Raw genomic sequence first — 12,246 nt, forward strand, 5'->3', positions numbered from 1 at the left:
CTTCGACCGTCTGTGCGCCGCCAGGGACTCGAACCCCGGACCCGCTGATTAAGAGTCAGCTGCTCTAACCAACTGAGCTAGCGGCGCCTGCTGACCTGCGGAACACTACACGCCGCGGCGGGCGGAACGGAAATCGTGACGGTCCGGTCACCGGGTGTCGCATCCGGCCGCCCCGGCCGCCCCGGCGGCGAACCGGCGGAGCGCGTACGGCGGCGACCGCGCGCCGGCAGGCAGCGCGGTGATCGCGAGGCGGCCGCGGCGCCCGGGGCCGTGCGGAGAGACCGCCCCCGTGTACCGACCTCCGCCTTGACCTTCCGCGTTGCCCGCAGACCGCCCATGTCGTCGTTCCAGTCGCCAGGGAATCTAGCGGGCGAACCGGAAGAGGACGGGACACCTCAGCAGGCACACGCCGCGCCGAGTCGCCCTGTCACCCGGTTCGCGCACTCCACCGTCAGCCGGGGGTTGACGGCGGCCCGGCCGGCGGCACCGTCGCCCCGGATGCGTGCGCACGGCCTGCGGGAATGCCAGGATCGCGGGGCAGAGCCCGGTCCGAACTCCCCGAAGGCGGCACCATGACCAGCGAAGCGGACCTGCCGCCGACCGCGGCGGCCGGCACCCCCGCCCACCTCCAGCACGCCCGTCCGGTGCGGCGGATGGCCCCGCGCTCGCGCAGCGAACCGCACCGCACGGCCACCCCGCTGGAGCTCTTCTTCGACCTCTGCTTCGTGGTCGCCGTCGCCCAGGCCGGGGTGCAGCTCGCGCACGCCCTCGCCGAGGGCCACGCCGCCACCGGCGTCCCGCGCTACCTGTTCGTCTTCTTCGCGATCTGGTGGGCCTGGATGAACTTCACCTGGTTCGCCTCCGCGTACGACGTCGACGACGTCCCGTACCGGCTCACCACCCTGGTGCAGATCACCGGCGTGCTGGTGCTCGCGGCCGGCGTGCCCCGGATGTTCCAGGACCAGGACCTGCTGCTCTCGGTGGTCGGCTACGTGCTGATGCGCTTCGCCATGGTCACCCAGTGGCTGCGCGCCGCCGCCTGCGAGACCGGGGCGGCCCGCACCGTCGCCCTGCGCTACGCCCTCGGCGTCACCCTCTGCCAGATCGGCTGGGGGCTGATCCTGCTCGTCCCGCACGCCGCCTACCCGTACGTCATCCCGCTCGGCATCCTGGCCGAGCTGGCGGTGCCGGTGCTGGCCGAGCGCAGCGCCCAGACCACCTGGCACCCGCACCATATCGCCGAGCGGTACGGCCTGTTCACCCTGATCGTGCTCGGCGAGACGGTGGCCGCCGCCACCCTCGCCGTGCAGACCGCCCTGGACGAGCACGAGGCGATCGGCGACCTCCTGCCGATCGCCGCCGGCGGTGTGCTGCTCTGCTTCGCCGCCTGGTGGATCTACTTCGCCGAGCCCGTCCACGGCCGGCTCCGCTCCAGCCGGCAGGCCTTCCTCTGGGGCTACGGGCACTACCTGGTGCTCGGCTCGGCGGCCGCGATCGGGGCGGGCCTGGAGGTGACGGTGGAGTTCTCCGTGCACCAGGCGCACATCGGGGCGGTGGCCGCCGCGGCGGCGGTGACCGTGCCGGCCGCGCTCTACCTGTTCACCGTCTGGCTGCTGCAGTCCCGGCACTTCAAGCAGGGCGCCGAACAGGCGGTGCTGCCGGCCGCCGCGGTCGCCGTGCTGGCCTGCACCGCGCTCGGCCGGGACGCCGTCCTCGCGGCCGGCCTGGTCGCCGCCGCCACGGTGGCCGCCGGCATCGTCCTGCGCGCCCGCCGCCTGAACCACCGGGCCGCCTGAACCCCCGTGCCGTCTGACCGCCGCGCCGCCACCGGGCCGAGGGTTGTCGGTGGCGGCTGCCACGATGACGGCAGCCGCCCGTCCCCGCACAGATCGGCCCCGCCATGCCAGCCGTTCCCGAGCAGCTCGCCGACCTCCCCTACGCCGAGCTGCTGAGCCCGCACACCGGCCGGCTGTACGGCGACGAGCGCTACGACACCGTGCACTTCGACGGCGGCACGTACGAGGGCCGGGCGCTCGGCGCGGGCTTCCTGGAGTGCGCCTTCACCGGGGTCGAGCTGGACGGCACCGGTCTGCGCACCGCCCGGTTCAACGAGGTCTGGCTGCAGGGCTGCCGCCTGGTCGGCGCCGACCTCGCCGAGAGCGAGTGGCAGGACGCGACGCTCCTCGGTTCGGTGCTCGCCGGGATCTCCTGGTACGGCTCGGCGCTGCGCCGGGTGGTGCTGCGCGGATGCAAGCTGGAGGCGGTCAACCTGCGCGGCGCCGTGCTGCGGGACGTCGTCTTCGAGGACTGCCTGCTGCGCGACGTCGACCTCGGCGAGGCGAAGCTGACCTCGGTCTCGGTTCCGGGCTCCACCCTGGACGGGGTCCGGTTCGCCGGCGCCCGGATGGAGAAGGTGGACCTGCGCGGTGCGGCGAAGCTGGGCCTGCCCGACGCCCACCTCGGGCTCTCCGGCGCCGTCCTGAACACCGGCCAGCTGTTCGAGCTGGCCCCGCTCTTCGCCCGGGCCCTCGGCATCACCGTCAAGGACTGACCCGCAAGGACCGGCCGGCCCGCTCCGGCCGGGTCAGAGCGCGGCGAGCGCCTCGGCGACCGTCCGGTCGCCCGCCATCAGCTCCAGCGTCCGCCCGACCGCCGGTGCGGGTTCGGTGAGCAGGGCGGCCAGCACCGCCGCGACGTCGGCCCGCGGCACCGGGCCGCGTCCGACGGCGTCGCCGAGCCGGACGAGGCCGGTGGGCGGTGCGTCGGTGAGCGGGCCGGGCCGCAGCACCGTCCAGTCCAGTGCGGTGCGTCGCCGCAGGTCGTCGTCGGCGGCGCCCTTGGCGCGCAGGTAGGCGCCGAAGACCGGGTCGGGGCCGTCCGGGGCGGCGGCGTCCGCGCCGATCGAGGAGATCATCAGGTAGCGGCGGACGTGTGCGAGTTCGGCGGCGTCGGCGAGCAGGGCGGCGCCCGCGCGGTCGACGGTGTCCTTGCGGGCGGCGCCGCTGCCCGGCCCGGCTCCGGCCGCGAACACCACGGCGTCGGCGCCGTCCAGGACGGCGGCGAGCGCCTTCGGGCCCGTGGCCTCCAGGTCGAGGACGACCGGTTCGGCGCCGCGCTGCCGCAGGTCGTCGGCGTGCTCGGCGCGCCGGACGAGTCCGACGGGGGTGTCCCCGCGGTCGGCGAGCAGCTGCTCCAGGTGCAGGGCGATCCGTCCGTGTCCACCGGCGATGACGATGCGCATGCCCGCCACGCTATCCCCGTTCACCGTCCGGTCGCCGGGCGACGCGACGGCGAACAGTCCGTCAAAGTTCGCTCCCGGGCATGGCCATGGCGCCCCGCTCTGCGTGACGATTCTCCGCGACCGATGGCACGGCAACGTGTTCATACAACATCACCGGACATCATCACCGAAGGGACGGCGGCCCGATGGCTGAGCTGAGTCGCAGGAAGTTCATGGCGCTGTCGGCGAGCGCCGCGGCGGGAGCCGCGGTGGCCTCCACCGCGCCGGGCGGCACCACCCGGGCCTCGGCGGCCGGCCTCAGCACGACCGGCACGATCGCCGACGCCCGGCACGTCGTGATCCTCATGCAGGAGAACCGCAGCTTCGACCACTACTTCGGCATGCTGAAGGGCGTCCGCGGATTCGCCGACCGCAGCGCCATCCAGATCGCCGGCGGCTACAGCGTCTTCAACCAGCCGAACGGGCTGGGCCGCCAGTACCCGTGGCAGTTCAGCGCCACCAAGCCGGCCGGCGGCGCGGACCCGGAGCGCCTCGCCCAGTGCAACGGCGACCTGTCGCACGCCTGGTCCGACCAGCACAAGGCGTGGAACGGCGGCAAGCTCGACTCCTGGGTCTCCGCCAAGGGCAACGTCCGCACGCTGGGCCACCTGACCCGTGCCGACATCCCCTTCCACTACGCGCTGGCCGACAACTGGACGGTCAACGACGCGTACTTCTGCTCGGTGCTGAGCGCCACCGGCCCCAACCGCACCTACCACTGGTCCGGCCAGATCGACCCGGCCGGCACCGCGGGCGGCCCGGCCTACGACGGCGGCGACGAGTCCGGCCTGCGCTGGCAGACCTACGCCGAGGCGCTGGAGGCGGCCGGCGTGAGCTGGAAGGTCTACCAGAACGCCGCCGACAACTACGGCGACAACGCCCTCGCCTACTTCACCCGGTTCAGCTCCGCCCCGGCGGGCAGCCCGCTCGCGGTCAAGGGCATGGGCTCGGTGCCGAAGAGGACCGGGAGGACGCCCGACGACATCGCCGCGGCGATCCGCGCCGACGTGGTGGCCGGCACCCTGCCGCAGGTGTCCTGGATCGTCCCCGACCAGGCCTCCTCCGAGCACCCGTACGCCACCCCGGCCGACGGCGCGCACTTCGTCCACATGGTGATGGACGCGCTCAACGCGGACCCGGACGTCTTCGACTCCACCGTCCTCTTCCTCAACTACGACGAGAACGACGGTTTCTTCGACCACGTCCCGCCGCCGGCGGCCCCGGCCGGCACGGCCGGCGAGTTCTACAACGGCACCAACATCGGCCTCGGCTTCCGCGTCCCGCTGATCGCGATATCCCCGTGGACCCGCGGCGGCTGGGTCAGCTCCGAGGTCTCCGACCACACCTCGGTGCTGCGCTTCCTGGAGAGGTGGACGGCCGCCCTCGGCAGGCCCGCCACCTGCCCCAACATCAGCGCCTGGCGGCGCAAGGTCTGCGGCGACCTCACCGGCATGTTCGACTTCGCCAACCCGGTGTACGGGCTGCCCGCACTGCCCAACACCGACGCCACCATCGGCCTGGCCGCCTGCGGCCCGCTGCCCAACCCGGCGCCGGTCGACAACAAGCTGCCCCAGCAGGAGCCCGGCACCCGCCCGGCCCGCGCGCTGCCCTACCAGCCGAACGCCAACCTCGACCACCTGGAGTTCGGCTCCGGCGGTGTGATGAAGGTCTGGATCGCGATGGCCAACCAGGGCGCCACCGGCGCCGCGCACCTCGCGGCCTACGCCAACGCCTACCGCAGCGGCGGCCCCTGGCAGTACACCGTCGACGGCGGCGGCTCCACCAGCGACTTCTTCAATTGCGGCACCGGCTTCGGCGGCGGTCCGTACGACCTGAGCGTGGTCGGCCCGAACCGCTTCCTGCGCCGCTTCAAGGGCGACGCCACCAAGCCCGGCAAGCTGGTCACGGTCACCGCCTCGTACGCGAACGCCCCGACCACCGGAAAGCTGGCGCTCTGGTTCGCCTTCGCCAACACCGGCACGGCGGCGGTCACCTTCACCGTCACCTCCACCAACTACCGCACCGACGGTCCGTGGACGTACACCGTCCCGGCCGGCGGCGCCGCCTCGGACTTCTTCAACGCGGTGGCCTACAACAACGGCTGGTACGACTTCACGGTGACGGTGGACTCGGACCCGACCTGGTCGCAGCGGTTCACCGGGCACCTGGAGACCGGCGCCGCCAGCGTCTCCGGCTGAGCCGAACGGGGGACACCCGCCCGCGCCGCCGCCCGCGGTACGGGCGCCCCCGGTGGCATGCCCCGCGGCGTAGTGTGACAGTGAGGGGGCCCGGGTCGGACTGCACGCGAGGAGGAAGACATGGGCATCTTCGACAGGTTCCGGCACAAGGCGCACGAGTCGGGCGACCCGGCCGGGCGCGCGGCACTCGCCCACGACGAGGCGGCCGACGCCTTCGGCGACACCGCCGAGAAGAGCCGCATGGACGCCCAGCACCAGGCCGAGCAGCGGGAAGAGGACCGCCGGGCCGCGGCCGACATGACCGCCGAGGGCGATCCCTGGGACTGACCGACCCGACCACGGACCCGATCGCGAACACCGATCCGCACCCGAGGGGCCCGGCCGCCGGCCGGGCCCCTCGGCGTGCGGCTCCGCGCGGCCCGTCAGGCACGCGGCGGCAGCGGCGGGCGCCGCAGGTCGGGCCGGGGCGTGTCCCCCGGCGGCGGCACCGCCGCGTGCTGCTCCGCCAGCAGTTCCATGGCGAGTTCCACCGCGGCCGCCAGGTCGGTGTGCTCCCCGCGGGCCCAGCTGTGCGGGGTGCGCAGCACCTCCACGTCCGGTTCGACGCCGCGGTTCTCCACGGACCAGCCGATGCCCTCGGTGAACCAGGACGCGTTCTTGGGCACCGAGATCTGGGTGCCGTCGCCGAGCACGTGCCGGCCGGTCATCCCGACCACGCCGCCCCAGGTGCGGGTACCGACCACCGGGCCGAGCCCGAGCAGCTTGATCGCGGCGATGATCACGTCGCCGTCCGAGCTGGTGGCGTGGTCGGCGAGGGCGACCAGCGGGCCGCGCGGTGCGTCCCTGGGCCAGCGCACCGGGTGCCGTCCGCGGGTGAAGTCCCAGGCCAGCACCCTGCGGTTGAGCTTCTCCAGGACCAGTTCGGAGACGTTGCCGCCGGCGTTGCCGCGGACGTCCAGGATCACGGCGGGCTTGGCCAGTTCGCTGCGCAGGTCGCGGTTGAACTGGGCCCAGCCGGAGCCGCCGAGGTCCGGGATGTGCAGGTAGCCGCACCGGCCGTCGCTGAACTCGCGGACCAGCTTGCGGCGCTTGCCGACCCAGTCCTGGTAGCGGATCGGCCGTTCGTCGGTGAGCGGGGTGACGGCGATCCGCCGGATCCGCCCGGAGTCCTTGCAGCGCAGGGTGAGTTCGACGGTGGTGCCGCCGGTGCCGGCCAGCAGCGGGGCCGGGCCGCGGACCGGGTCCGGCGGGCGGCCGTCGACGGCGATCAGCTCGTCGCCGTCCTGGAGGCCGAAGCCGGCCAGCGGTGCCCGGGCCCGCGGGTCGGAGGACTCCCCGGGCAGGATCCGGTCGACCAGCCAGCGGCCGTCCGGGTCGCGGTGCGCGTTGGCGCCGAGCAGGCCGAGCGGCTGCTGGAGCAGCTGCGGGCCCTCGCCGCGGCGCGAGGGCGTGACGTAGGCGTGCGAGGTGCCGAGTTCGCCGAGCAGCTCGCGCAGCAGGTCGGCGAAGTCGTCGGGGCCGGCGATCCGCTCCAGCAGCGGCTCGTACTGGGCGACCAGCTCGGGCCAGTCCAGGCCGCACATGTCCTCGTCCCAGAACTGGTCGCGGACGATCCGGGCGGCCTCGTGGTACGCCTGCCGCCACTCCGCCGCGGGGTGCACGATGTGGGTGATCCGCCGCAGGTCGACGGTGATCGGGGAGCCCACCGGCAGCGGGTGCAGCTTGAGCGTGCCGGCGGAGTACACCAGGACGGAGCCGCCGTCGCCGGAGACCGAGAAGCCGTCCAGCTGGTCGGCGACGGTCGAGCGGCTGCCGTGGGCGAGGTCGAAGTACTCCAGCGAGGGCTTGCCGGAGGTGTCGGTGGGGCTGGCGAAGGTCTGGCCGAGGGCGCCGGAGATCGGCCAGCGCAGCCAGAGCACCCCGCCGCGGACGGGCGCGGTCGCCGAGTACTTGGACGCGGTGACCGGGAAGGGCACCAGCCGCTTGGTGAGGCCGTCCTGGTCGACGGTGACGGTGCCGTCGCCGGTGGCCTCGTCCGGGTCCAGCCCGACCGCGGGACGGCCCTCCACCGGGGCGGCGAACGGGGACGGGGTGCCCGCGGAGAGCGGGACGAGGTACGGGCGGCAGCCGAGCGGGAAGGACATGTCGCCGGTGTGCACGTCGTGCACCGGGTCGAAGCCGCGCCAGGACAGGAAGACCAGGAAGCGGCCGTCCCGGGTGAAGACGGGGTGCTCGTCCTCGAACCGGCCGCCGGTGACGTCCACGATCCGCTCCGCGGCGTCCACCCGGGTCAGCCGGATCGCCCGCAGCGACCGTCCGGCGACCGGCTGCGACCAGGTGAGCCACTGCGAGTCGGGGGAGAAGGCGGGGCTGCTGACCGGCCCGTACTGCGAGGACGCCACCTCGCGGACCTCGCCGTCCTCGGTGGCGACCAGCAACAGCCGCCCGTCGGAGGCGGCCACCGCCAGATGGCGCCCGTCGGGGGCGGCGGACAGCTCCTGGACGTGCCCGATCCGGCCCGCGGCGATCCGGCGGGACGGGCCGCCGTCGCTGCCGCGCGAGGGCAGCGCGGCGATCTCCACGGCGTCCTCGCCCTCCGCGTCGGTGACCCAGGCGACGTGGCCGCCGAACGCCGGCAGCACCGGCAGCCGGGAGCGCACCCCCGGGGTGTCGGCGAGCACCCGGGCCGGGCCCTCGCGGTGGGTGAGCCAGTACAGGCTGCCGCGGACGTTGACCACCCCGGCCCGCCCGGTCGGGTCGCAGACCAGGTCCTTCACGTTCAGCGCCGCCGACACCTGGTAGGGGCGCCGGCCGGCCCGGGAGCCGCCGAGCGGCACCTCCAGGCGGCGCGGGGCGGGGGAGTCCAGGCCGTCCAGCAGCCAGAGGTCGCCGGCGTGCTGGTAGACGATCCGGGTGCCGTCGGAGGCCGCCTCGCGGGCGTAGTAGGAGGCGTGGTCGGTGTGCCGGCGCAGGTCGGAGCCGTCGGTGCGGCAGGAGTACAGGTTGCCGACGCCCTCGTGGTCGGAGAGGAAGGCGATCCGCGGGTCGTCCGGCTCGCCGACCGGCATCGGTGAGGCGAGGTGCCCGGTGTGGCCGGGCAGCAGCTCGCCGTGGTCGAGCCAGAGCCGGCCGGTGGCGCCGCCGCGGTAGCGCTTCCAGGAGGCCGGGCCGTGCGGGGCGGCCGAGGTCAGCAGCACGGTGTGCTCCAGCCCGACCTGGGCGTCGTTGACCGGCCCCCAGGGCATCCGGCGGCCGGGCGCGCCGTCCGGCGGCAGCGCGTACGCCCAGGTGTAGTGGGCGAACGGCTCGTGGTACGAGGTCACGGCGAGGACCTGGCCGTTGGGGAGCCAGCCGCGGACCCGGGTGTCGTGGCTGCCCCAGAAGGTGAGTCGGACGGCCTCGCCGCCGTCCACCGGGGCCGTCCACACCTCGGGGGTCAGCGCCTGCCAGCTGGTCCAGGCGGCGGTGCGGCCGTCGGGGGAGAGCCGCGGGTTGCTGACCCGGACGCGATCGCAGCTCACCCGCCAGGCGCGTCCGACGGTGCCGTCCGGGTGCAGCGGCGCCACCCACACGTCGTCCTCCGCGGTGAAGGCGAGCAGATCACCGCGAATGTGGGGGTACCTGAGATATCCGGACACTTCTCCATGGTTCGGCGGCCTCGGGGGCCGCGCAACCCGCGGCCCTACTCGGCCTGCGACGGCGGGCCCTGACGGTGCGCCGACTCCATTGACAGGGCCGCGGGAATTCCGCTTCAGTGGTCTAGTCCAAGTGTGGTCCAGTCCAATGCGGCGTCCCCTGCCGCGGCCGCCGCACGCCCGGCCGGCCCCCACCGCGCCCGGACACCCCCCATGTCTCACGGCTGTCCCACGGCAGGAGCATCCCCCACATGCGCGCTACCCCGAGACCCTCCCACGCCGCACCGCCCGGCCGCCGCGTGCTCGCCGCGGCCACCGCCTGGACGGTCGCCGCGGCCGGTGCCGTCGCGCTGACCGTCGGCCTCGCCAACTCCGCCAGCGCCGGCGAGTTCCTGGCCAACGGCGGCTTCGAGAGCGGTTCGCCGGCCCCGTTCAGCTGCACCGGCGGCACCGGCAGCGTCGTCACCGGCCAGTCCCACACCGGCAGTTACGCCCTCGCCGGGGCCGCCTCGGCGAGCGACAACGCCCAGTGCACGCAGACCGTCGCGGTCGCCCCCAACACCGCGTACACGCTCTCCGCCTGGGTCAAGGGCTCCTACGTGTACCTCGGCGTCGACGGCGGAGCCTCCACCTGGACGCCGAGCACCGGCGGCGCCTACCAGAAGCTGACCGTCAGCTTCACCACCGGCGCGAGCCAGACCAGCGCCACCGTCTTCACCCACGGCTGGTACGGCCAGGGCACCTACTGGGCCGACGACATCTCGCTGGACGGCCCGGGCGCGCCCTCGCAGCCGCCCACGTCCCAGCCGCCCACCTCGCAGCCGCCCACTTCGCAGCCCCCGACGTCCCAGCCGCCCACGTCCCAGCCCCCGACCTCGCAGCCGCCGACCACCCAGCCGCCCGGCGGCGGGCTGCCCGCGCACGCGCTGGTCGGCTACCTGCACGCGAGCTTCGCCAACGGCGCCGGCTACACCCGGATGGCGGACGTCCCGGCCTCCTGGGACGTCATCAACCTGTCCTTCGGCGAGCCCACCTCGGTGACCTCCGGCGACATCCGCTTCAACCGCTGCCCGGCCACCGAGTGCCCGACCGTCGAGTCCGACGCCGACTTCAAGGCGGCCATCGCCGCCAAGCGCGCCCAGGGCAAGAAGGTGCTGATCTCGATCGGCGGCCAGAACGGCCAGGTCCAGCTCACCACCACCGCCGCCCGCGACGCCTTCGTCTCCTCGGTCTCCGCGATCATCGACAAGTGGGGGCTGGACGGCCTCGACATCGACTTCGAGGGCCACTCGCTCTCCCTCAACACCGGCGACACCGACTTCAAGAACCCCACCACCCCGGTGGTGGTCAACCTGATCTCGGCGCTGAAGACGCTCAAGGCCAAGTACGGCTCCGGCTTCGTGCTGACCATGGCCCCGGAGACCTTCTTCGTCCAACTCGGCTACCAGTACTACGGCTCCGGCCCCTGGGGCGGCCAGGACCCGCGGGCCGGCGCCTACCTGCCGGTCATCCACGCGATGCGCAACGACCTGACCCTGCTGCACGTCCAGGACTACAACTCCGGCTCCATCATGGGCCTGGACAACCAGTACCACTCCATGGGCGGCGCGGACTTCCACGTCGCGATGACCGACATGCTGCTCAAGGGCTTCCCGGTGGCCGGCAACACGGCGAACGTGTTCCCGCCGCTGGCCGCCTCGCAGGTCGCCATCGGCATGCCCGCCACCACCAACGCCGGCAACGGCTACGTCGCCCCGGCCGAGGTGAACAAGGCGCTGGACTGCCTCACCAAGACGGTCAACTGCGGCAGCTACGTCCCGCGCAGCGGGGCGCAGCCGAACCTGCGCGGTCTGATGACCTGGTCGATCAACTGGGACCGCTTCGGCGGGCAGGAGTTCTCCAAGAACTTCGACGCCTACTTCGGCTGACCCGCACCCACCGGGCCCCGGGCGGACCTCCCGCCCGGGGCCGGTGTCGTTGACGCCCCCGCGGCGGCGGCCGATCATGGGGGGCAGCCCGACCACCAGCAGGAGAGCCCATGACCGGCCCGCTCGTCCTCGGCCTCGACGCCGGCGGCACCGGCAGCCGGGCGGTCGTCGCCGACCTGCACGGCCGGGTCCTCGGCCGGGCCCGCGGCGAGGGCGCCAACCCGGTCGCGCACGGCCGGGCCGCCGCCGCCCGGGCGGTCGGCGCCACCGTGCGGGCCGCACTCGCAGGCCTGGACCCCTCCGAGGTCGCGGCCGGGGTGGTCGGCCTGGCCGGTGCCCTGGTCGCCGAACCAGGACTCGACGGGCTCTGGCCCGAGATCGGACTCTCCGTCACCCCCCGCACCACCAGCGACCTCGCGCTCGCCTACACCGCCGGCACCGGCAGCCCGGACGGCACCGTACTGATCGGCGGCACCGGCGCGGTCGCCGCCGAGGTGCGCGACCACACGCCCGTCCGGCTCGCCGACGGCCACGGCTGGCTGCTCGGCGACCTCGGCTCCGGCCAGTGGCTCGGCCGGGAGGCCGTCCGCCTCGCGCTCGCCGCCGTCGACGCCGGCCGGCCGCTCACCGGCACCGCGGCGGCCGCCGCCGAGGAACTCGCCGACCGCTCCGCCGGGGACGGCCTGCGGGCCGCCCTGCTCGGCGCGGTGTACGCGGAGCCGCCCGTCCGGCTGGCCCGGCTCGCCCCGCTGGTGCTGGACGCGGCCGCCGCCGGCGAGGACGAGGCGCAGCGGTTGGTCGACGAGGCCGCCGGCCATCTGCTGGCCACCCTGGGGACCGTCCGCCCGGCCGGATCGGCCCGGCCGGTGGTGCTGGCCGGCGGGGTGCTCGGCCCGGACACCCCCTTGGCGGACGCCGTCCGGGCGGGCGTGGCGGCACGCTGGCCCGCCGCGGAGGTCCGCACCGCGGGCAGCACCGCCGGAGCGGCCGCCTGGCTCGCCGCCCGCACCCTCGGCCCCGGCGCCGCCACCGAAGACCTCCACCGCACCCTGGTGGCCCCCGGCGCCTAGGGATCCGTCTTCACGGGGCGGTCGGGCAGCCGACCGGGGGCCCGCACCCCTGGAGCGGCCCCGGGAACGTCGAAGGCCCCCCGCTTCCGCGAGGGGCCTTCGACCGTCTGTGCGCCGCCAGGGACTCGAACCCCG

At 74.6% G+C, this 12,246-nt stretch carries 8 protein-coding genes and 1 tRNA gene; 6 read left to right on the forward strand and 3 right to left on the reverse strand.

Annotated elements, in window-relative coordinates:
• Positions 1-13: 13 nt before the first annotated feature.
• Positions 14-87: transfer RNA gene (locus AB0O09_RS37920), tRNA-Lys, on the reverse strand.
• Between the two features lie 485 nt (positions 88-572).
• Between AB0O09_RS37920 and AB0O09_RS37925 the strand changes: the two genes are divergently transcribed.
• Both AB0O09_RS37925 and AB0O09_RS37930 read left to right on the forward strand, forming a co-directional pair.
• Positions 573-1,796: a low temperature requirement protein A gene (locus tag AB0O09_RS37925; RefSeq protein ID WP_363550171.1), complete on the forward strand. Its 1,224-nt coding sequence runs from the start codon at positions 573-575 to the stop codon at positions 1,794-1,796.
• A 104-nt stretch (positions 1,797-1,900) separates the two neighbouring features.
• Positions 1,901-2,551, forward strand: coding sequence for a pentapeptide repeat-containing protein (locus tag AB0O09_RS37930; protein ID WP_363550173.1), 651 nt, complete (start codon positions 1,901-1,903; stop codon positions 2,549-2,551).
• Positions 2,552-2,584: 33 nt separating this feature from the next.
• Here AB0O09_RS37930 and AB0O09_RS37935 read toward each other — a convergent pair whose 3' ends face one another.
• Positions 2,585-3,241 (reverse strand): NAD(P)H-binding protein, encoded by a 657-nt coding sequence (locus AB0O09_RS37935; RefSeq protein WP_363550175.1) that lies wholly within the window; start codon positions 3,239-3,241, stop codon positions 2,585-2,587.
• 185 nt (positions 3,242-3,426) lie between these two features.
• On the opposite strand from AB0O09_RS37935, the gene AB0O09_RS37940 reads away from it, so the two are divergent.
• Both AB0O09_RS37940 and AB0O09_RS37945 read left to right on the forward strand, forming a co-directional pair.
• Complete coding sequence (locus AB0O09_RS37940) at positions 3,427-5,478, forward strand: phosphocholine-specific phospholipase C (protein ID WP_363550178.1); 2,052 nt, start codon at positions 3,427-3,429, stop codon at positions 5,476-5,478.
• A gap of 120 nt (positions 5,479-5,598) precedes the next feature.
• Positions 5,599-5,805 (forward strand): hypothetical protein, encoded by a 207-nt coding sequence (locus AB0O09_RS37945; RefSeq protein WP_363550180.1) that lies wholly within the window; start codon positions 5,599-5,601, stop codon positions 5,803-5,805.
• A 95-nt stretch (positions 5,806-5,900) separates the two neighbouring features.
• On the opposite strand, the gene AB0O09_RS37950 is transcribed toward AB0O09_RS37945, so the two are convergent.
• Entirely contained in the window at positions 5,901-9,116 is a 3,216-nt protein-coding gene (locus AB0O09_RS37950) for a S41 family peptidase (protein WP_363550182.1), read from the reverse strand.
• Positions 9,117-9,364: 248 nt separating this feature from the next.
• Between AB0O09_RS37950 and AB0O09_RS37955 the strand changes: the two genes are divergently transcribed.
• Together AB0O09_RS37955 and AB0O09_RS37960 are read left to right on the forward strand one after the other, a co-directional pair.
• Positions 9,365-11,041 carry a glycosyl hydrolase family 18 protein gene (locus AB0O09_RS37955; RefSeq protein WP_363550184.1) on the forward strand — a complete coding sequence of 559 codons (1,677 nt, stop codon included), beginning with the start codon at positions 9,365-9,367 and terminating at the stop codon, positions 11,039-11,041.
• A gap of 110 nt (positions 11,042-11,151) precedes the next feature.
• Positions 11,152-12,111: a BadF/BadG/BcrA/BcrD ATPase family protein gene (locus AB0O09_RS37960; protein WP_363550186.1), complete on the forward strand. Its 960-nt coding sequence runs from the start codon at positions 11,152-11,154 to the stop codon at positions 12,109-12,111.
• The last annotated feature ends 135 nt before the right edge of the window (positions 12,112-12,246 follow it).

This window comes from Kitasatospora sp. NPDC093679, assembly GCF_040683455.1.
Classification (GTDB): domain Bacteria; phylum Actinomycetota; class Actinomycetes; order Streptomycetales; family Streptomycetaceae; genus Kitasatospora; species Kitasatospora arboriphila.

Coding starts and splice junctions, on each gene's coding strand:
- AB0O09_RS37935 (WP_363550175.1), bottom strand. CDS start 3,241: ATGCGCATCGTCATCGCCGGTGGACACGGACGGATCGCCCTGCACCTG.
- AB0O09_RS37925 (WP_363550171.1), top strand. CDS start 573: ATGACCAGCGAAGCGGACCTGCCGCCGACCGCGGCGGCCGGCACCCCC.
- AB0O09_RS37930 (WP_363550173.1), top strand. CDS start 1,901: ATGCCAGCCGTTCCCGAGCAGCTCGCCGACCTCCCCTACGCCGAGCTG.
- AB0O09_RS37945 (WP_363550180.1), top strand. CDS start 5,599: ATGGGCATCTTCGACAGGTTCCGGCACAAGGCGCACGAGTCGGGCGAC.
- AB0O09_RS37955 (WP_363550184.1), top strand. CDS start 9,365: ATGCGCGCTACCCCGAGACCCTCCCACGCCGCACCGCCCGGCCGCCGC.
- AB0O09_RS37940 (WP_363550178.1), top strand. CDS start 3,427: ATGGCTGAGCTGAGTCGCAGGAAGTTCATGGCGCTGTCGGCGAGCGCC.
- AB0O09_RS37960 (WP_363550186.1), top strand. CDS start 11,152: ATGACCGGCCCGCTCGTCCTCGGCCTCGACGCCGGCGGCACCGGCAGC.